This window comes from Pseudomonas sp. Root329 (genome assembly GCF_001424925.1).
Taxonomy (GTDB): Bacteria; Pseudomonadota; Gammaproteobacteria; order Pseudomonadales; family Pseudomonadaceae; genus Aquipseudomonas; species Aquipseudomonas arabinosi.
Map to the genome: position 1 here is coordinate 1 of NZ_LMCV01000008.1, position 20,163 is coordinate 20,163.

A 20,163-nucleotide genomic window follows, 5' to 3' on the forward strand; every position below is an offset into this window, starting at 1 on the left:
GAGATGCGGCGCAATGAGCTTGGGCGCATGCCCCAGCTTTGCGACCTCCTGCGCCATGTAGTGGGCGCCACCACAGGCTTCCATCACGACGGTGCAGGATTCGAGGTTCGCCAAATGCTGGATGAGCGCCACCCGGTTAAATTTTTTGCGGTAAAGCTCATGACCACGATCATCTTGTGCATGCAGATGAAAGGTGTGTTTTCCCAGGTCGATGGCGGCAATAGCTACTTTCATGGCAACGGTCTCCGGTGAGCCCCCTGTGAAAGCTTAGTGGGCGATCACAGAGGGCAGCGAGGGTAGCCATTTCATTATTAGACCGAGTGTTTAACCCTCATCCCCCTCATCATCATCCCCACCATCAACCTTCATCCCCAATTCCTTGATCTTGCGCGTCAGGGTATTACGCCCCCAACCCAGCAAAACCGCAGCATCGCGGCGGCGGCCGGCGGTGTGTTTGAGGGCGGTTTCGATCATAATCCGCTCGAAGGCTGGTACGGCGCTGTCGAGCAGGCTCGACTGACCGCGAGCCAACGCCTGATCAGCCCACTGGCGCAGCGCTTGCTCCCAGTTGGTCACCGGCGCCGAATCCTGCGGCAGGTTCAGCAGCTCCGGCGGCAGGTCGCTGATGTGCACTTCGCGACCCGAAGCCATCACCGTGATCCAGCGGCAGGTGTTCTCCAGCTGTCGCACGTTGCCGCCCCACGGCAGGTTCTTCAGGTATTCCTCGGTTTCGCTTTTCAGCAGCTTCGGCTCCACCGCCAGTTCTTGCGCGGCGCGGCTGAGGAAGTGCTTGGCCAGGGTCGGGATGTCTTCGCGACGGTCCGACAGCCGTGGAATGTGGATGCGGATCACGTTGAGGCGGTGGAACAAGTCCTCACGGAATTTCCCGGCGTGTACCAGGGTTTCCAGATTCTGGTGAGTCGCGGCGATGATTCGCACATCGACCTTCACCGGTACATGGCCGCCGACGCGATAGAACTCGCCGTCCGCCAACACCCGCAGCAAACGAGTCTGGGTGTCTGCCGGCATGTCGCCGATTTCATCGAGGAACAGCGTGCCGCCGTCAGCCTGTTCAAAGCGCCCGCGACGCAGGTTGGCCGCACCGGTGAACGCGCCTTTCTCATGGCCGAACAGCTCGGATTCCATCAGGTCTTTCGGGATCGCCGCCATGTTCAGCGCAATGAACGGCGAAGCCGCGCGAGGGCTGTGACGGTGCAGCGCGTGCGCCACCAGCTCTTTACCGGTACCGGATTCACCGTTGATCAGCACAGTGATGTTGGAGTGACTCAAGCGCCCGATGGCGCGAAACACTTCCTGCATCGCCGGTGCTTCACCGATGATTTCCGGGGTGCGGGTCAAGGCGACCGGGACTTCCAGGCCTTGCTGTTCCTGGGCGTGTTGGTTCGCGCGTTTGACCAGCGACACCGCTTCGTCAACGTCGAACGGCTTGGGTAGGTATTCAAACGCGCCGCCCTGATAGGACGCGACAGCGCTGTCCAGATCGGAATGAGCGGTCATGATGATGACCGGCAGCCGTGGGTGTTGTTCGCGAATCCGCGCCAGAAGGTCCAGACCGCTGGCACCCGGCATGCGAATGTCGGAGATGATCACGTCCGGCTGCTGGCGCGCCAGGCGGCTCATCACGCCATCGGCGCTGTCGAAGCTTTGCGTGGTCATGCCTTCTTGCTGCAAGGCTTTTTCCAGGACCCAACGGATAGAACGGTCGTCATCGACGATCCACACGGTTTCACTACGGCTCATGTCGATGTGGCTCCTTGTTCCAGTGGCAGAAAGATCGAGAAGGTGGTGTGGCCTGGATGGCTGTCACATTCGATCAGGCCCTGGTGCTGGCTGATGATGTTCTGGGTAATGGCCAGGCCCAGCCCGGTACCGTCCGGGCGGCCGCTGACCATGGGAAAGAAGATGGTTTCCTGCAACTCCGCGGGAATGCCCGGGCCGTTGTCGATGATTTCGATCTTGGTCACCAGGCGATGGCGCACGTGGCCGATGGTGAACTGGCGCATGGCGCGGGTCCGCAGGCTGATGCGGCCAAGGCGCAGCTCGTTCTGGCTGCTGATGGCCTGCATCGCATTGCGCACGATGTTCAGCACCGCCTGAATCATTTGTTCGCGGTCGATCAATACGTCGGGAATGCTCGGGTCGTAGTCGCGCACCAAAGTGATGCAACCCTGGCTTTCGGCCTCCACCAGATGACAAACGCGTTCCAGCACTTCGTGGACGTTGCACATCGCCAGTGACGGCAGCTTATTGGAACCAAGCATGCGATCGACCAGATTGCGCAGGCGATCGGCCTCTTCAATGATCACGTTGGTGTAGTCGCGCAGGCTTTCTTCCGGCAGTTCGCGGGCGAGCAATTGCGCCGCGCCGCGAATCCCGCCGAGAGGATTCTTGATTTCGTGAGCGAGGCCGCGCACCAGCATCTTGCTGGTTTCCTGCTTCGACAGCTGCGCCTCTTCCTTGGTGATGCGCAGCAAGCGGTCACGGGGGTGGACTTCCAGCAGCAGCATCGTGGCGCCGTTGGCCAGGATGGGCGTTACCGCGTAGTCGACGGTCAGCGTCTGGCCGGTGAGGGCGGTGAGCATCGCTTCACGCTTGGTGAACGGGTGGGCCTGCTGGACCGCTTGGCGCAGGGAGTTCAGCGCCTCGGTGGATTCGGTGAACAACTCACTGATGAACTGCCCATGGCTACGCTGACCACTGATGGCCAGGAGCATCTCCGCCGCCGGGTTCATGTACTCGAGGCGCAGTTCGGCGTCGAGCAGAATGGTGGCGGTGGTCAGGTTGTCGAGTAGCAATCGATGCAGTGCGTCGCTAATGGTCATCAGGACCTCTTTTGGAGCAGGGCGCGCGCATGAATAAAGCGCTGATACGAGGAAAATGCAAAAACCAAACCAAGGCTCCGAAAAGAAGCGTTTAAGGCCTGAAACGGGCGTTTGACGCTCGTTTGCGTGGCGTTCTGCCAGCTTTGACGGGTACTTTCGAACCAAAATGGGTTGGAATGTGAGTACGGTGCAACCAATTGCACCAATATAGTGCGCAAACCTGAACGGCGTTAGAAGAAGCGCAGGAAGGGATTTTTTTCTTCTACGGGTTTGTCTTTGAGCGGGCACTCCGGCCGTTGGCCGTAGTCGGCAGGGGCGCAGGGTTTGACCTGACGCTTCTGCGCGAGGGAGATGCGCAGCATATGGAACGGCTGGTTGGCGGTGCGCTCGACCGTGCGGCCCTGCTCGTCGAGGATTTCCACGGAGAGGTTATGGCCGCCACGATCGATGTTGCTCAGGGCAAATACTGGGCTCAGGCCGGGTGCTGCGGTGGGTTGGCCGTCGAGCAACAGTTGGTAGCGATGGCCTCGCTGCAGGCCGGGTTCACTGGTGACGCTGACGATAATCTCGCCAGCACTGCTGCGCACCGTGGCGTCTGGCTCCGGCACCAGTACTCTCAGCAGGTCGTAGTGGAACAGTGGTTTTGTTTCGGTCTTCTTTCCAGCATTCGCCGGTGCGGCGCCGCCAGGGTTGGCGGACATGCGATTGCTCGTCGCCAGCGGCACGCGCTTGGCGTTGCCGGAACCTGGCTGATCGGTGTAGACCCGATTGCCCTGGGCGTCGACGTAGGTGAACACCTCGGCCGTCACCGGCAGGGCGATCAAGCAGGTGATCAGCAGCCACAGCCTCACGGCTTATGCACCCGTTGTACGGTGAACGTCACGGTGGGGCTTTGCTGGACGATGTTCTCTCCATCGATCACCTGCACCGCGAGGCTGTGTTCGCCGCGATCGACGTTCACCAGTTGCAGGATCGGCACGTTGCTCGGCTGGCCGTAAGGTTGATCGTCCAGCAAGAGCCTGAGCAGATGAGGGCCTTGCAGGCGGGGTTTGATCAACACGTTGACGGTGAAGGTGCCGTTGTTGGCACGCAGCGCTTCGGTAGTGGGTAAGTTGGTCAACTCCAGCACCTCGTAAGCGCTGCGCGGCTGTTCGCGGCTGGTGGCTTCGACAGGTGGCGCAGAAGGGGCTTGAGGCTCAACCCTGTTAAGCGGTGGCAACTCGACTGGCTGAGCCTTCACGCCATCGGGCGGTTGATTGCTGTAGGCGGTGTTGCCGTCGGCGTCGGTGTACTTATAGATCTGCGCTGCGGCGGGCAGGGCGATCAACAGCAACATCAGTAGAAAACCACGACCCATAAAATTGACCGGAAGCGAAAGCATTGAGGTGCAGCATAGGTCAGGGCTGGCAATAGACCCAAGTCGTTAACATTTGGGCATGATTTGACAAGGCCTGTCAGGCGACGCGAAACCCTGTGGGAGCGAGCTTGCTCCGGGCGGCGTTCCGACGATGACGGTGCATCAGCCAACATCAATGTTGGATGAAAAACCGCAATCGTCGGAACGCCGCCCGGAGCAAGCTCGCTCCCACAGGGGCATTGTCAGCCGTTGAATAGCGCCCACAAAAAAGGCCTCCCGAAGGAGGCCTCTTTTTTGTCACGCCGCTTGCGCAGGCGCTACTGGATTAGCAGCTGTAGTACAGCTCGTATTCCAGTGGGTGTACGAAGGTACGTACTTTGATTTCTTCTTCGCTTTTCAGAGCGATGTAAGCGTCGATGAAGTCGTCGCTGAAAACGCCGCCTTTGGTCAGGAACGCACGACCTTTGTCCAGCTCTTCCAGGGCTTCTTTCAGGCTGCCGCAAACTTGTGGGATCTCTTTCGCCTCTTCAGGCGGCAGGTCATACAGGTTTTTGTCAGCAGCGTCGCCAGGGTGGATCTTGTTCTGGATACCGTCCAGGCCGGCCATTACCAGGGCAGCGAAGGCCAGGTACGGGTTAGCTGCTGGATCCGGGAAGCGAGCTTCGATACGGCGAGCGCGAGGGCTGGACACGTAAGGAATACGGATCGAAGCGGAACGGTTGCGAGCCGAGTAGGCCAGCATTACTGGGGCTTCGAAACCTGGGACCAGACGCTTGTAGGAGTTGGTCGACGGGTTGGTGAAGCCGTTCAGCGCTTTACCGTGCTTGATGATGCCGCCGATGAAGTACAGAGCGGTGTCGGACAGGCCGGCATAGCCTTCGCCAGCGAAGGTGTTCTTGCCATCTTTGGCGATGGACAGGTGAACGTGCATACCCGAACCGTTGTCGCCGTACAGAGGCTTAGGCATGAAGGTCGCGGTGCGGCCGTATGCATCAGCAACGTTGTGTACGCAGTACTTCAGGGTCTGAACTTCGTCAGCCTTGGCAACCAGGGTGTTGAACTTCACGCCGATTTCGTTCTGGCCAGCAGTTGCCACTTCGTGGTGGTGAACTTCGATGACCAGGCCCATTTCTTCCATGGCGTTGCACATGGAGGTACGGATTTCGTGGTCGTGGTCGAACGGCGGAACCGGGAAGTAGCCACCTTTGACGCCTGGACGGTGGCCTTTGTTGCCGCCTTCCACGTCCTGGTCGGACATCCACGAACCTTGTTCGGAGTAGATCTTGAACATCGAGCCGGAGATATCGGACTTGAACTTCACTTCGTCGAAGATGAAGAATTCAGGCTCTGGACCCACAAATACGGTGTCGCCGATACCGGTCGACTTCAGGTATTCCTCGGCACGCTTGGCGATCGCACGTGGGTCACGGTCGTAGCCTTGCATGGTCGAAGGCTCGATCACGTCGCAAACCAGGATCAGGGTTGGCTCTTCGGTGAACGGGTCGAGAACGGCAGTGCTGTCGTCCGGCATCAGGATCATGTCGGAGGCTTCGATGCCTTTCCAGCCAGCGATGGAGGAACCGTCGAACATTTTGCCTTCTTCGAAGAAAGCTTCATCCAGCGCGTCGCGAGCCGGCATGGTCACGTGGTGCTGAGTGCCTTTGGTGTCAGTGAAGCGCAGATCAATCCACTTGACGTCATGATCTTTGATGAGTTGAACCGACTTCGACATAGTGTCCTCCGGGTGGCTTCGGGCTTAGTAGTGGATGCCCTTAGAATGTGGGTGATGCCGGCGCGAATACTCTGCCAAGGCAACCTGCCTCACAAGGGAGCAAATTGCATGCCAGTGCCCCACCATGGGTTTTTTGCCCCAATTTCACGCTTATAAAGGTGCAAAGCGCAGCAAAGCTGGAAATAGCGCCCCGTAATGTAGCGTCAAATTCAATAAATGACCTGTTTTGGTGCGCACAAAACCTTCTGCACATTAACTGGTTAAACCTTGAGCAATTTCCGCTATAATCCGCGCCCCCCTTTTTCGGCTGGCCCAGCGCGCGCTGTTTTCATGAAACTAATCGTAAAAGTCTTTCCCGAGATCACCATCAAGAGCCGCCCGGTACGGATGCGTTTCATCCGCCAGTTGGCCAAAAACATCCGTACCGTGCTCCGCGACTTGGACCCGGCTGTGGTGGTGAACGGTGTGTGGGACAATCTCGAGCTGGAAACCCGCGTCAGCGAGCCCAAAGCCCTGAAGGAGATGACCGAGCGCCTGAGCTGCATGCCGGGCATCGCGCATTTCCTGCAGGTCGATGAATACCCGCTGGGCGACTTCGACGACATCGTCGCCAAGTGCAAGCAACACTTCGGTGATTCCTTGGCCGGGAAGATTTTTTCGGTGCGCTGCAAGCGTGCCGGCAAGCACGAATTCAGTTCGATGGACGTCGAGAAATACGTCGGCAGCCAACTGCGTCGTCAGTGCGGCGCCGCCGGAATCTCGCTGAAAGAGCCGGAAATCGAAGTACGCCTCGAAATTCGCGACAAACGGTTGTTCGTGATCCACAACCAGCACAACAGCATCGGCGGTTATCCGCTGGGTGCCCTGGAACAGACGCTTGTGCTGATGTCCGGCGGCTTCGATTCCACTGTTGCTGCTTACCAGATCATGCGCCGCGGGTTGATGAGCCATTTCTGCTTCTTCAATCTGGGCGGACGAGCCCATGAACTGGGCGTTATGGAAGTCGCGCACTTCATCTGGAAGAAGTACGGAAGCTCCCAACGCGTGTTATTTGTGAGTGTGCCGTTCGAGGAAGTACTGGGAGAAATTCTCGGGAAAGTCGATAACAGTCATATGGGCGTAGTTTTGAAGCGTATGATGTTGCGCGCTGCTTCCCGTATTGCCGATCGGCTGGAGATCGAAGCGCTGGTCACCGGCGAAGCGATTTCCCAGGTGTCGAGCCAGACGCTGCCGAACCTGTCCGTGATCGACTGCGTGACCGACAAGCTGGTCTTGCGTCCGCTGATCGCCAGTCACAAGCAGGACATCATCGACCTGGCCAACGAAATCGGCACTGCCGACTTCGCCAAGCACATGCCGGAATACTGCGGGGTCATCTCGGTGAACCCCAAGACCCACGCCAAGCGTCCACGCGTGGAGTACGAAGAACAACAGTTCGACATGGCAGTACTTGAGCGTGCGCTTGAGAACGCCAAACTGGTGCCGATCGATCGTGTGATCGACGAATTGGGCCAGGACTTGCAGATCGAAGAAGTCAGCGAAGCGCTGGCTGGTCAGATCGTCATCGATATCCGTCATCCGGATGCCGCTGAAGATGACCCGCTGGGCCTCGTTGGCATTGAGGTACAAACGATGCCGTTTTATGCATTGAACGCTCGTTTCAAGGAACTGGACCCTACTCGCCAGTACCTGCTGTATTGCGACAAAGGCGTGATGAGTCGCCTGCATGCCCACCATTTGCTCAGTGAGGGGCATGCCAATGTGCGCGTTTATCGACCGAGCTAAGAGCCCGGGGCTGTATGCCTGTGGCCTGCGTCACCGGCCCCCCGACTCTGCCGTCAAGCTGTAACGGCAAGGCCTGACTCTACTGTAAATCGCTGCCAAGACTTGTCAGCACACCGAATCCTCTGATCGAGATACACAAGTGATCGAAAATCTACGCAACATCGCCATCATTGCTCACGTTGACCATGGTAAGACCACCCTGGTAGACAAACTCTTGCGTCAATCCGGCACCCTGGAGCGCAACGAGCTCAACGACGAGCGCGTGATGGACTCCAACGACCAGGAGAAAGAACGCGGTATTACCATTCTGGCGAAAAACACCGCCATCAACTGGAACGGCCACCACATCAACATCGTGGACACCCCGGGCCACGCCGACTTCGGCGGCGAAGTTGAACGCGTAATGTCGATGGTTGACTCCGTTCTGCTGCTGGTTGACGCTCAAGACGGCCCTATGCCGCAAACCCGTTTCGTGACCAAGAAGGCTTTCGAAGCCGGCCTGCGTCCAATCGTGGTCATCAACAAGGTTGACCGTCCAGGCGCGCGTCCGGACTGGGTTCTGGACCAGATCTTCGACCTGTTCGACAACCTGGGTGCTACCGAAGAACAGCTGGACTTCAAAGTCGTCTACGCCTCGGCCCTGAACGGCATTGCCGGTCTGGAACACACCGACATGGCTGAAGACATGACCCCGCTGTACCAGGCGATCATTGACCACGTGCCGGCTCCAAAAGTTGACCGTGACGGTCCGTTCCAGATGCAAATCTCGGCACTGGACTACAACAGCTTCCTGGGTGTTATCGGCGTTGGCCGTATCGCCCGTGGTCGCGTCAAGCCGAACACTCAAGTTGTGGCTATCGACGCCGACGGCAAGCGCCGTAACGGTCGTATCCTGAAGCTGATGGGTCACCACGGTCTGCACCGTATCGACGTTGATGAAGCAGCTGCCGGCGACATCGTCTGCATCAGCGGCTTCGACCAGCTGTTCATCTCCGACACTCTGTGCGACCCACTGAACGTCGAAGCGATGAAGCCGCTGACCGTTGACGAACCAACCGTTTCCATGACCTTCCAGGTTAACGACTCGCCGTTCTGCGGTCGTGAAGGCAAGTTCGTCACCAGCCGTAACATCAAAGAGCGTCTGGACAAAGAACTGCTCTACAACGTTGCTCTGCGCGTTGAAGAAGGCGACACCGCCGACAAGTTCAAAGTCTCCGGCCGTGGTGAGCTGCACCTCTCGGTACTGATCGAAACCATGCGTCGCGAAGGCTTCGAAATGGGTGTTGGTCGTCCGGAAGTGATCATCCGCCTGGTTGACGGCGTCAAGCACGAACCGTACGAAAACGTGACCATCGACCTGCCAGAAGAATCGCAAGGTTCGATCATGGAACAGATCGGTATCCGTAAGGGCGACCTGACCAACATGGTTCCGGATGGCAAGGGCCGTGTGCGCCTTGAGTACAACATCCCGGCTCGTGGCTTGATCGGTTTCCGTAACGAGTTCCTGACCCTGACCTCCGGTGCAGGCATCCTGACCTCGATCTTCGACCGTTACGACGTGATGAAGTCCGGCGACATGTCCGGCCGTCAGAACGGCGTGCTGGTTTCGGTTGCTACCGGTAAGGCTCTGACTTACTCGCTGGAAACCCTGCAAGCTCGCGGCAAACTGTTCCTGGGTCACGGTGAAGACGTGTACGAAGGTCAAATCGTCGGCATCAACAGCCGCGACAACGACCTGGGCGTTAACCCAACCAAAGGCAAGAAGCTCGACAACATGCGTGCCTCGGGTAAAGACGAAACCATCGCTCTGGTTCCGCCTATCCGTTTCACCCTGGAACAAGCTCTTGAGTTCGTGCAAGAAGACGAACTGTGCGAAGTCACTCCTAAGTCCATCCGTCTTCGTAAGAAGATCCTGGGCGAAAGCGAGCGTACCCGCGCTGCCAAGAAAGCCGGTAACTGAGTTTCGACTTAGTTAGCAGCTAAAAAAACGCCCCCGACCGCAAGGTCGGGGGCGTTTTTGTTTGTCTGGGGTTTGTGCGGTGTTTGTGCCTGCCCCTTCGCGAGCAGGCCCGGTCAGGCGGTGAGATTCCGGATCAGAACTTCTCGAGGGTCCGACGGCTCTCGCTGCTCTCGCGCGCCACTTCTTTCGGCTTATAAGCGCAATACCCAGGCCGCGGCCCGATTTTCGGGTGGTTGCGGCAAGTATCCGGGCGCTTTTCATAAATAGTGCACAGACGGCTCTTACGATCCAGGTACAGGCAATCGTTGTTGCTCATGCGCTGAAGGGTGAAGATCTCGGACTTCTGGTTGTAACGCTCGACGATCCCTTCCTTCTGCAAACGCTTGGCGATGTTCTTCGGCGGCTCGCCGCGCTCGAATTCATCGACGATGCCGATACGGATCAGATCCTTGATCTTGACCTCGACCGGCAGGGTGCAGCAGCTGGAAACGCACGAACCACACATCGGGGCGGAGTACTTGGCCCAGGTATCGAGGCGATCGATCTCCGCGGCGGCGATCAGGTTGGACTTCATCATCGGTTGTTACCAGCGTGCATCAGGGCGCGCGATCATACCGGGACTGGTGGATTTTTGAACAACCTTTCGCCAGATTTTTTCGTATTCCGCCCAGTAACACCTGTATTCCGGCACGGGCCCTGCATTCTTTCCGGCACATGAGGTTGTAATGTCGACCTATCTTGCACTATCAGGAAAAACTGCCGAACCAGAGTTCCAACGGCCTGTCAGACCGTCTAGGCTCAGACAATTCCAAGCTCGCTCGAGGTCCTATCGATGACTCAAGAACCACTTGTTCGCGAAGCAGAGGTGGCCGCATTCCGCGACGCCGTCTTGACCAAACTCACCTACGCGGTGGGCAAAGACCCGGATCACGCCTTCGACCACGACTGGTTCGAAGCCATTGCCCTGGCGGCGCGCGATCACATGGTCGAGCACTGGATGGATCACACCCGGCAGATCTACCGCAAAGGTCAAAAGCGGGTTTATTACCTCTCCCTCGAATTTCTGATCGGCCGTCTGCTCTACGACAGCCTGAGCAACCTTGGCCTGCTGGACGTCGCCCGTGAGGCCCTGACTGAACTTGGCGTCGACCTTGAGCGCATCCGCCTGCTGGAACCCGACGCAGCGTTGGGCAATGGCGGCCTCGGTCGTCTGGCCGCGTGCTTCATGGAAAGCATGTCGACCCTCGGCATTGCCGGGCACGGTTACGGCATTCGTTATGAACACGGCTTGTTCCGCCAGGCCATCGTCGACGGCTGGCAGCAGGAACAGACCGAACACTGGCTGGATTTCGGTAACCCTTGGGAGTTCGAACGACCAGAGGTCGTTTACCCGATTGGCTTCGGTGGCAGCGTCGAAACCGTCACCGACGAAACCGGCAAGTCCAAGCAAGTCTGGACGCCAGTGGAAACCGTTCGCGCGATTGCGTATGACACACCGGTCGTCGGCTGGCGCGGGGCGAGCGTCAACACGCTGCGCCTGTGGCGCGCCCGGGCCATGGAAGATTTGCACCTGGAACGCTTTAATGCTGGCGACCACTTGGGCGCCGTGGCAGAAGTCGCCCGGGCCGAAAGTATTTCCCGGGTACTCTACCCGGCGGACAGCACCGAAGCCGGCCAGGAACTGCGCCTGCGTCAGGAGTATTTCTTCGTCGCCGCGTCCTTGCAGGACTTGCTGCGTCGTCATCGCAACATGCACACCTCGGTCCTGACCCTGGGCGATCATGCCGCGATCCAGCTCAACGACACCCACCCTTCGATTGCCGTGGCCGAACTGATGCGGCAACTGGTCGACGTTTACGACGTCGCGTGGGATGCGGCATGGCAGGTCACCGTCGACACGCTGTCCTACACCAACCACACGCTGCTGCCGGAAGCGCTGGAAACCTGGCCAGTCGGTTTGATGGAGCGGATGCTGCCGCGGCACATGCAGATCATTTACCTGATCAACGCCCAGCACATCGATTCGCTGCGAGCCAAGGGTATCCATGACTTCGAGGTGCTGCGTGCGGTGTCGCTGATCGAGGAAGACAACGGCCGTCGCGTGCGCATGGGTAACCTGGCGTTCCTTGGCTCCCACAGCGTCAACGGCGTGTCCGGGCTGCACACGCAGCTGATGCGCAAAACGGTGTTCTCCGAGCTGCACAAACTCTACCCGGACCGGATCAACAACAAGACCAACGGCATCACCTTCCGCCGCTGGCTCTACCAGGCCAACCCGGAGCTGACCTCGATGATGGTCGACGCGCTCGGCCCGGATCTGCTGGACAACGCCGAAGAGCGTTTGCTCGGCCTGGAACCGTTCGCCGAGAAAGCCGCGTTCCGCAAGGCGTTCGCCGAACAGCGCCTGCATAGCAAGAAAGCCTTGGCGTACATCATTCACGAGCGACTTGGCGTTGCGGTCAACCCGGCGGCGATGTTCGACGTGCAGGTCAAGCGGATCCACGAATACAAACGTCAGTTGCTTAACCTGTTGCACACCGTTGCGCTGTATCAGGCGATTCGTGCCGAGCCGGAAATCGATTGGGTGCCGCGGGTGAAGATCTTCGCCGGCAAGGCGGCGGCCAGTTATCACCAGGCCAAGCTGATCATCAAACTGACCAACGACATCGCCCGGGTGGTGAACAACGACCCGACGGTGCGCGGTTTGCTGAAAGTGGTGTTCTTGCCCAACTACAACGTCAGTCTGGCGGAAAGCATCATCCCGGCAGCGGATTTGTCGGAGCAGATTTCCACCGCAGGCTTCGAAGCCTCGGGCACCAGCAACATGAAGTTCGGCCTCAACGGTGCGCTGACCATTGGCACCCTGGACGGGGCCAACGTCGAAATGTGCGAACGCATCGGCGCCGAACACATGTTCATCTTCGGCCTCAGCGCTCAGCAGGTTGAAGCGCGCAAGCAGAACCATGAATTCAACGCGACGCCGGATATTGCGGCATCCCACCGGCTGAATGACGTGCTGCAAGCGATTCGTGGCGGGGTGTTCTCGCCGGATGATCCTTCCCGTTACACAGGATTGATCGATTCGCTGATCGACTACGATCGCTTCCTGGTCTGCGCCGATTTCGACTCTTACTGGGACGCGCAGATGCGCGTTGAAGCCCATTGGCACGATTCGAAGGAATGGTGGCGTTCGGCTGTGTTGAACACTTCCCGGATGGGCTGGTTCTCGTCCGACCGGACCATTCGCGAGTACGCCACGGATATCTGGAAAGCGTTGGAGTAACTTTTAGCAATAATTGCGAGCAAGGCCCGACGGTTGTTGGGACTGGCCGATATACTAGGCGCCAACTTGACCCCTTGTGGGAGCGGGCTTGCTCGCGAAAGCGGTTGATCATTCAGCATTCATGTTGACTGACCTGCCGCTTTCGCGAGCAAGCCCGCTCCCACATTGGATTTGTGGTGCAGATGCAATCTGCTCTCACACTGGATTCCGGGTGACTGGTCACTAGACTGAACCAGACGCTGTATCGCCCGGATTCGCCCCGCAGCGGGGCCGCTTAGGGATATCGACCATGCAATGGATGTTCATGCTGATTGGGCTGGTGCTGGGCTGGGTACTCGACGAGTCGTTCAGCGATGCGCTGCTGGGCGGGCTGCTCGGGTTGGGTATTGGCCAGGCCATTCGCATTGGCCGCTTGGGTTCACTAGCTGACGAGCAGCGCCGGCTGCTTGAACACGCGCAGGTGGCGCTGAATGCAGTCGAGCAACGTCTGGCATTGCTGGAGGTGTCAGGCGTCAAGGCGCCGCTAACCAGTGAGCCAGTTGCCAGCGAAGCCGCTGCACCTCCTGAATTCACACTCGACGAAATCCCTGCCGAGGCCCCGGAGCTGATCTGGGAACTCCCTCCCGAACTGGAACCGATCACCGCGGTCGCCGCCGAAGCGAGCCGTCCAGCGCCCGTCGATGCCTGGAAACCCGAACCGGTCGCCCGCGAGCCACAACAACCTGCCATCCCGCGTGGCCCGAACTTCATCGACCGCGCCATCAGCGGCGCACGCAACTGGCTGTTCGGCGGCAACACTGTGCTGCGGGTCGGTGTGGTGCTGTTGTTTCTCGGCTTGGCCTTCCTGCTGCGTTATGCCACCGAAGGCATGGTGGTGCCGATCGAGTTGCGTTACGCCGGTGTTGCGGCGGCGGCATTGGGTCTTCTTGGGCTGGGTTGGTGGCTTAGAACACGCAACAGCCATTACGCGTTGATGCTGCAAGGCACCGGGATCGCGGTGTTGTACCTGACCGTGTTTGCTGCGATGCGCCTGCATCCGCTGCTCGATCCTACGGCGGCGTTAGGTCTGCTGGTCGCGGTGACGGTGTTCTCGGCGATCCTCGCCATCACCCAGGATGCCTTGGGCCTGGCTGCCGCTGCGGCGTTGGGCGGTTTTGCCGCGCCGATCCTGACCTCCACCGGCGCCGGCAACCATGTCGCGCTGTTCAGCTACTTCGCCTTGCTCAACGCCGGCATCCTCGCCATCGCCTGGTTCAAGGCTTGGCGGCTGCTTAACCTGATCGGTTTCGTCGGCACCTTCGGCATCGGTTTCGCTTGGGGCCTGCGTTCCTATACCCCGGAACTGCTGTGGAGCACCGAGCCGTTCCTGATTGTGTTCTTCCTGATGTACCTGGCCATCGGTCTGCTGTTCGCCCGGCGCAAGTTGCTGGAAATGAGCGACGCACCCGAGAGCGACAGCCGTGAAGCGCTGCTGCACTGGTCGGCGCGCAAGGGCGATTACGTCGACGGCACGATGCTGTTCGGTCCTCCTTTGGTGGGCTTCGGCTTGCAGTTCGCGTTGGTCCAGCACATGGAATTCGCTGCAGCCTTCAGTGCGTTGGCGTTGGGCATGATTTACATGGGGCTGGCACGGCTGCTGATGGGGGGACGAGCGCTGCTGCTGGCGGAAACCTGTCTGGCGCTGGGGGTGATCTTCGCCAGCCTGGCGATTCCGTTGGGGCTCGATGCGCGCTGGACCGCTGCTGCCTGGGCTGTCGAAGGCGCCGGCATCTTCTGGCTTGGCCTGCGTCAGCAACGACCGCTGGCCCGAGCCTTTGCCTTGCTGCTGCAACTGGGCTCGGCGTTGGCCTTCCTCAGTGAACTGCGAATCGGCGAAAGCAGCCTGCTGGAAGGGGCACCGTTGGGCGCGCTGATGCTTGGCGCGGCATTGCTGTTCAGTTTCTACCAATTGCGCAAAGCCTTGCCCGAGCAGACGTCGGAATGGGAGCGCAAAGGGCTGCCGGTGTTGGCCTGCCTCGGCCTGACCTTCCTCTATCTGCTGGCGCCGTTGTTCTTCTTAACTCACGGCACGACGATCAGTTGGGCGCTGGCGGGGTTGGCGACCTTGTTTGTTGGCTTGCGTCTGCAATCGCGCACGTTCCTGTTCACCGCGTTCGCCGTGCAGTTGCTCGGCGGTGCGTTGTTCCTGCTGCGGCTGCAAGGTTCGAGCGGTGAGTCCGGCGCTGTGTTCAACGCGGGTTGGAGCGGTTTGCTGAGCGCGTCGTTGATCGGCCTGGCGCTGATCGCTGGCATGTTGCTGGCGGCGCGCGATGAGATGGTCCGCAGCGACGTGCGATTGCTGCGCGGCTTGTCGGTGGTGCTGCTGGCCGGTCTGGTGTTGATCAATCTGGCGGTGCTGTTCGTCCTGCCTTGGCAAACGGCGAGTGCGGTATGGGCGGCCAGCGGTTTGTTCATCATCTGGCTGAGCCTGTACCTGAAGCAGCGCGTGAGTTTCGTCTTCGGTCTGCTGTTGCAGGTCATCGGCGGCGCGGCGTTCCTGATGGCCGGGCCTGATTTGCTCGGACCGCTTGCGAGCGAAGGATTGAAGCCTCTGGCTCATAGCGGTTTCTGGACGCCGCTGGTGTTGGGTCTGGCCGCGATGGTTGGCGCCTGGCGCTTGCAGCTCGGCAACCATGCTTCGGCCTTCGATGTGCTGAGCTTGCAGCGTTTGTCCGAAGTTTTGCTGGTGTGGGGTGCGGGTTGGTGGGCACTGGCGTGGATCAGTGAAGTGCTGCGCTTCGCACCGTTGAATCTGCACGCGGCGTTGTTGCTGGCCGTTGCGGCGCTGAGCGTGGCGCTGTGGACAGTCTTGGCGCTGCGCCTGAAATGGTCGTCGCTGGGTTTGCTTTGCACCTTGCTGATGCCTGCGACCGGTTTGGTGTTGTTGGATGCGTGGCACTCGCGTTATCACCCGGCGGCCAATTTTGGTTGGCTGGTATGGGCGGCCGTGTTCGTCGTGCATTTCCTCTCTCTGCGGCGTCTGGCGCCGATGTTGCCGGCGCGCGCCCTCAGTACCGCCCATGTGCTCGGCTGCTGGCTATTGATCGGTGTGTTGGCCCTGGAGCTGCGTTACGGCCTGTTGCTGTTGTCCGAGCAGTACAACGCCTGGCGCTGGTTGGGTTGGGCGATTCTGCCGAGCCTGTATCTGGTGCTGATGGCAGCGCCCCGTGCCTGGTCATGGCCGGTGTCGGCTTATTCGCGCGAATACCGCGTGTACGCGGCGGCCCCGCTGGCGTTGCTGATGCTCGGCTGGTTCTGGCTGGCGAACGTCGTCAGCGACGGCACCGCCGAGCCGTTGCCTTACGTACCGCTGATCAACCCGCTGGAGTTGGGTCTGCTGTTTGCGCTGTTCGGCGTCTACGTGTGGTCCCGCAGCGCTGTGGCGCAACTGGCGATTCGCAAGGACTATGCCGAACACGCCACGCAACTGATCGCTGGAGCCTCGCTGTTTGTGTTCTTCACGGCGCTGGTGATGCGCACTGCCCATCATTGGGGGGGTGTGCCGTTCGAGCTGGAGGCGTTGCTCGAATCCATGCTGGTGCAGGCCGGTCTGTCCATCGTCTGGACCTTGATGGCCCTGAGTCTGATGATCGGCGGCCATCTGCGTTATCGCCGCGAAGTCTGGCTGATCGGTGCGGCGCTGATCGGTGTGGTGGTGGCCAAACTGTTCTTTGTCGAATTGAGCAACCGCGGCGGACTCGCCCGGATCGTCTCGTTTATCGGCGTTGGTGTGTTGCTGTTGGTGGTGGGCTATTTCGCCCCGTTGCCGCCCAAGCGCGCCGAGGCTGTGCCGGAGGCTGAAAAACCGGCTCCGCAAACCGAAGGAGTGTCGTCTTGAGTCAGAAGCTGAACCGTGTCTGGTTGGGCGCTGTTGCGCTGGGTGTGGCGCTGTCGGCCAGTGCTCAGGAAAAATTGGCGGACTTCGCCACGCAGGTGCCATTGTCGGTCAGCGGCGAAGGTCCGTGGTATCGCCTCGAATTGCCGTTGAGCGTGCAACTGAATGCGCGGCAAACCGATCTCAGCGATGTGCGCGTGTTCAATGGCGCCGGTGAGGCTCAGGCGTATGCCTTGGCGCGCGCGCCGGCGCAGACCAGCGACAGCCGCACCCTGACCGACGTGAAGTGGTTCCCGCTGTACAACTCGGCGGATTCCACCGAGCACGCGCCGAGCGTGCGGGTGCAATCGAGCGCCAACGGCACGCTGGTCGAAGTGCAGCCGTCCAGTCAGCTGGAGGCGGGCGAAGAAATGCTGCGCGGCTGGTTGCTCGATGCCAGCAGCATCAAAGCACCGTTGCAGCAGTTGATCCTCGACTGGACCAGCGAACGCGACGGCTTTCAGCATTTCACCATCGAAGCCAGCGATGACCTGCAGCATTGGCAGTCGTGGGGCGAAGGGCAGGTGGCGCGTCTGACGTTCGCCGACGAGCGGGTCGAGCAACATGAAGTCGCCTTGCCGGGTCAGTCGGCCCGGTATCTGCGATTGCTATGGAGCACGCCGCAATCGGCACCGACATTGACCTCGGCGCAACTGCAAAGCGCCAAGACCCGCAGCCTGCCGCTACCGCTTGTCTGGTCGCAACGGCTGGCCGGCAGCAGCGCAAAGGCCGGTGAATACACCTGGCAATTACCCATGGGGCTGAATGTCGAGCGCTTGCAGGTCGAGTTGAGTCAGCCCAACAGTTTGGCGCCCGTGACCTTGTCCGGTCGTCGGGAAAGCAGCCTGCCGTGGCAGCCGCTGAGCAGCGGTTTGCTCTATCGCCTGACTCAAAGTGGCCAGGACGTGGTGCAGAACGAATTGCAGCTGTCAGGGCAAACCGTTCAGCAGTTGAAGCTGACGGTGGACGAGCGTGGCGGCGGTCTGGGGGCCGAGGCACCGACTGTGCGATTCGCCGTGCGCTCCATTCAATTGGTGTTCCTGGCGCGCGGAGCAGGGCCTTATACGCTAGGGCTGGGCAGTGCCACGGTGAAGGCGGCGAGCCTGCCGCTGTCGACGTTGATTCCGGATTACAGCGCTGCAAAGTTGGCGACATTGGGCAAGGCTACGGTGGACGGCGGGGCGGTGGCCACGCCGGCGTCGACCGTGACAACGGCTGCGCCGGCGGACACAAACTGGAAGAAATTCGGGTTGTGGGCGGTGCTGCTGCTCAGTGTTTTGTTTCTGGCCTCGATGGCGTTCAGTCTGTTGCGCAAGCCTGCTGCCAAATCCTGAGAATGGCTGGCGCTGCGCGCCATTCGCGAGCAAGCCCGCTCCCACACTGAATTTCTTTTGTACACATATTTTGTGTTTGCTGAAGATTAAATGTGGGAGCGGGCTTGCTCGCGAAGACGGAATGTCAGGCAAGGAAAGTCTCGAAACTGCCACTCATCCTCCGCTCACATCTCCTGCGTTTCGAACTACGCTCAACCGGGCGCATGAACTCTATTGGGTGTAACACGTCTGATAGGAGGAAATGCGCCCCGACTCGCGTTAAACTGCGCGGGTTTTTAGCCCCCCCATTCCACCGGAGCCTTCCATGTCCCGCGTTACCCTGAGTCGCTATTTGATTGAGCAGACCCGTAGCAATAACACCCCTGCCGATCTGCGTTTCCTGATCGAAGTGGTGGCGCGTGCTTGCAAAGAGATCAACCACGCCGTGTCCAAAGGCGCCCTCGGTGGTGTTCTGGGCAGCATGGGCACTGAAAACGTCCAAGGTGAAGTGCAGAAGAAACTCGACGTGATCTCCAACGAGATCCTGCTCGAAGCCAACGAATGGGGCGGTCACCTGGCCGGCATGGCGTCCGAAGAAATGGACAACGCCTACCAGATCCCGGGCAAATACCCGAAAGGCGCGTACCTGCTGGTTTTCGACCCACTGGACGGCTCGTCGAACATCGATATCAACGCGCCAGTCGGTACTATCTTCTCGGTGCTGCGTTGCCCGAACGAATACCTGAGCCAAAACGAGCCCTTGAACGAAAAGGCTTTCCTGCAGCCAGGCACCGAGCAAGTGGCTGCCGGTTACGCGATCTACGGTCCACAGACCATGTTGATCCTGACCCTGGGCGACGGCGTAAAAGGCTTCACCCTGGACCGCGAAATGGGCAGCTTCGTCCTGACCCATGAAGACATCAAGATTCCGGAGTCCACTCAGGAATTCGCGATCAACGCGTCCAACCAGCGTCACTGGGAAGCGCCGGTACAACGCTACGTCGGCGAATTGCTGGCTGGCGAAGAAGGCCCGCTGAAAAAGAACTACAACATGCGCTGGGTCGCCGCGATGGTCGCGGACGTGCACCGCATCCTGACCCGTGGTGGCTTATTCATGTACCCACGCGACAGCCGCGAGCCGTCCAAGCCGGGCAAACTGCGCCTGATGTACGAAGCCAACCCGATGTCGTTTCTGGTTGAACAGGCCGGCGGCGCTTCCACCGATGGCCATCAGCGCATCCTCGACATCAAGCCTGACGGCTTGCACCAGCGCGTAGCGGTGTTCCTCGGCTCGAAAGAAGAAGTTGAACGCGTCACGGCTTACCACAAGGAATAAACCATGACCTCGCCTTGGCAGCCGTTGCTCGAATGGTGGTTCGGAACGCTCGAATCCCCCAACGAAATAGCGGCTGACAAGGGCAAGTTATGGTTCGGCAAGCGCGACAGCCAGGACCTCGAAGCGCAGACGCGTTTCGGGGACTGGGTCGAGCAGGCACTGGCCGGCGGATTGACCGAGTGGGCGCAACGCCCCGAAGGTTGGCTGGCCCTGGTGCTGTTACTCGACCAACTCCCGCGAATGATCTTTCGCGACACTCCCAAATCCTTTTCAGGCGATCTCAGGGCTCAGGCACTGGTGGCGCAAGGCATTGCTGCGGATTTCGATCGGCAGTTGCGGCCGATCCAGCGGGTGTTCATCTACCTGGTGTTTGAGCATTGCGAGAATCTGGCGGTGCAGAACGAAGCGGTTTCGCGATTTATCGATCTGGTGGCGCAGCAGCCTGAGGCTGATCGGGCGGTGTTTGCCGATAACCTGGATTATGCCGAGCGGCATCAGAAAGTGATTGCGCGGTTTGGACGGTTTCCGCATCGCAATGCGGTGTTGGGAAGGGAGTCTACGGCTGAGGAGTTGGCGTTTCTTTCGGGACCTGGTTCTCGGTTCTAAATCTTTGTTGTTGCTGGTGCCGTCTTCGCGAGCAA

13 protein-coding genes and 1 pseudogene are annotated in these 20,163 nt (G+C 59.7%); 7 read left to right on the forward strand and 7 right to left on the reverse strand.

Translation table 11 applies throughout. From position 1 onward, the window contains the following. From ASC74_RS09445 to glnA, 6 genes and pseudogenes are all read right to left on the reverse strand, one after another. Window positions 1-234, reverse strand: a pseudogene (locus ASC74_RS09445) (IS110 family transposase); the annotation flags it as partial. A gap of 90 nt (window positions 235-324) precedes the next feature. Next, window positions 325-1,761: a nitrogen regulation protein NR(I) gene (ntrC, locus tag ASC74_RS09450; protein ID WP_008149434.1), complete on the reverse strand. Its 1,437-nt coding sequence runs from the start codon at window positions 1,759-1,761 to the stop codon at window positions 325-327. Next, window positions 1,758-2,843: a nitrogen regulation protein NR(II) gene (gene glnL, locus ASC74_RS09455; RefSeq protein WP_008149435.1), complete on the reverse strand. Its 1,086-nt coding sequence runs from the start codon at window positions 2,841-2,843 to the stop codon at window positions 1,758-1,760. Before glnL ends, ntrC begins: the two co-directional genes overlap by 4 nt. Before the next feature lie 230 nt (window positions 2,844-3,073). Then, on the reverse strand, window positions 3,074-3,694 hold the full coding sequence (locus ASC74_RS09460) for a DUF4124 domain-containing protein (RefSeq protein ID WP_056741092.1): 621 nt from the start codon (window positions 3,692-3,694) through the stop codon (window positions 3,074-3,076). Further along, window positions 3,691-4,200, reverse strand: a complete 510-nt coding sequence (locus tag ASC74_RS09465; RefSeq protein ID WP_056741243.1) for a DUF4124 domain-containing protein — start codon at window positions 4,198-4,200, stop codon at window positions 3,691-3,693. Before ASC74_RS09465 ends, ASC74_RS09460 begins: the two co-directional genes overlap by 4 nt. Before the next feature lie 325 nt (window positions 4,201-4,525). Then, complete coding sequence (glnA, locus tag ASC74_RS09470) at window positions 4,526-5,932, reverse strand: glutamate--ammonia ligase (RefSeq protein ID WP_046045568.1); 1,407 nt, start codon at window positions 5,930-5,932, stop codon at window positions 4,526-4,528. Window positions 5,933-6,262: 330 nt separating this feature from the next. On the opposite strand from glnA, the gene thiI reads away from it, so the two are divergent. After that, the gene (gene thiI, locus ASC74_RS09475; protein WP_056741094.1) at window positions 6,263-7,717 is read left to right on the forward strand and encodes a tRNA uracil 4-sulfurtransferase ThiI; all 1,455 of its coding nucleotides are present in this window, start codon (window positions 6,263-6,265) and stop codon (window positions 7,715-7,717) included. Window positions 7,718-7,856: 139 nt separating this feature from the next. Then, window positions 7,857-9,677, forward strand: a complete 1,821-nt coding sequence (typA, locus tag ASC74_RS09480) for a translational GTPase TypA (RefSeq protein WP_046045570.1) — start codon at window positions 7,857-7,859, stop codon at window positions 9,675-9,677. Window positions 9,678-9,810: 133 nt separating this feature from the next. Here the strand turns inward: typA and ASC74_RS09485 are convergent, their stop codons facing one another. Continuing rightward, a complete protein-coding gene (locus ASC74_RS09485) occupies window positions 9,811-10,254 on the reverse strand; it encodes a YkgJ family cysteine cluster protein (RefSeq protein WP_046045571.1) in 444 nt (147 codons plus the stop codon). A gap of 255 nt (window positions 10,255-10,509) precedes the next feature. On the opposite strand from ASC74_RS09485, the gene ASC74_RS09490 reads away from it, so the two are divergent. From ASC74_RS09490 to ASC74_RS09510, 5 genes are all read left to right on the forward strand, one after another. Next, entirely contained in the window at window positions 10,510-12,960 is a 2,451-nt protein-coding gene (locus ASC74_RS09490; RefSeq protein ID WP_056741096.1) for a glycogen/starch/alpha-glucan phosphorylase, read from the forward strand. Between the two features lie 289 nt (window positions 12,961-13,249). Next, the gene (locus ASC74_RS09495; RefSeq protein ID WP_056741098.1) at window positions 13,250-16,837 is read left to right on the forward strand and encodes a DUF2339 domain-containing protein; all 3,588 of its coding nucleotides are present in this window, start codon (window positions 13,250-13,252) and stop codon (window positions 16,835-16,837) included. Beyond that, window positions 16,834-18,207: a DUF3999 domain-containing protein gene (locus tag ASC74_RS09500; protein WP_056741099.1), complete on the forward strand. Its 1,374-nt coding sequence runs from the start codon at window positions 16,834-16,836 to the stop codon at window positions 18,205-18,207. The genes ASC74_RS09495 and ASC74_RS09500 overlap by 4 nt, the downstream gene beginning before the upstream one ends. 304 nt (window positions 18,208-18,511) lie before the next feature. Further along, window positions 18,512-19,522 carry a class 1 fructose-bisphosphatase gene (locus tag ASC74_RS09505; protein ID WP_056741101.1) on the forward strand — a complete coding sequence of 337 codons (1,011 nt, stop codon included), beginning with the start codon at window positions 18,512-18,514 and terminating at the stop codon, window positions 19,520-19,522. Between the two features lie 3 nt (window positions 19,523-19,525). Further along, a complete protein-coding gene (locus ASC74_RS09510; protein ID WP_056741103.1) occupies window positions 19,526-20,128 on the forward strand; it encodes a DUF924 family protein in 603 nt (200 codons plus the stop codon). The last annotated feature ends 35 nt before the right edge of the window (window positions 20,129-20,163 follow it).

What these genes read in the sequence shown, in the direction of transcription:
- ntrC (WP_008149434.1), bottom strand. Translation starts at nt 1,761, where the DNA reads ATGAGCCGTAGTGAAACCGTGTGGATCGTCGATGACGACCGTTCTATC.
- glnL (WP_008149435.1), bottom strand. Translation starts at nt 2,843, where the DNA reads ATGACCATTAGCGACGCACTGCATCGATTGCTACTCGACAACCTGACC.
- ASC74_RS09465 (WP_056741243.1), bottom strand. Translation starts at nt 4,200, where the DNA reads ATGGGTCGTGGTTTTCTACTGATGTTGCTGTTGATCGCCCTGCCCGCC.
- glnA (WP_046045568.1), bottom strand. Translation starts at nt 5,932, where the DNA reads ATGTCGAAGTCGGTTCAACTCATCAAAGATCATGACGTCAAGTGGATT.
- thiI (WP_056741094.1), top strand. Translation starts at nt 6,263, where the DNA reads ATGAAACTAATCGTAAAAGTCTTTCCCGAGATCACCATCAAGAGCCGC.
- ASC74_RS09485 (WP_046045571.1), bottom strand. Translation starts at nt 10,254, where the DNA reads ATGATGAAGTCCAACCTGATCGCCGCCGCGGAGATCGATCGCCTCGAT.
- ASC74_RS09490 (WP_056741096.1), top strand. Translation starts at nt 10,510, where the DNA reads ATGACTCAAGAACCACTTGTTCGCGAAGCAGAGGTGGCCGCATTCCGC.
- ASC74_RS09495 (WP_056741098.1), top strand. Translation starts at nt 13,250, where the DNA reads ATGCAATGGATGTTCATGCTGATTGGGCTGGTGCTGGGCTGGGTACTC.
- ASC74_RS09505 (WP_056741101.1), top strand. Translation starts at nt 18,512, where the DNA reads ATGTCCCGCGTTACCCTGAGTCGCTATTTGATTGAGCAGACCCGTAGC.
- ASC74_RS09510 (WP_056741103.1), top strand. Translation starts at nt 19,526, where the DNA reads ATGACCTCGCCTTGGCAGCCGTTGCTCGAATGGTGGTTCGGAACGCTC.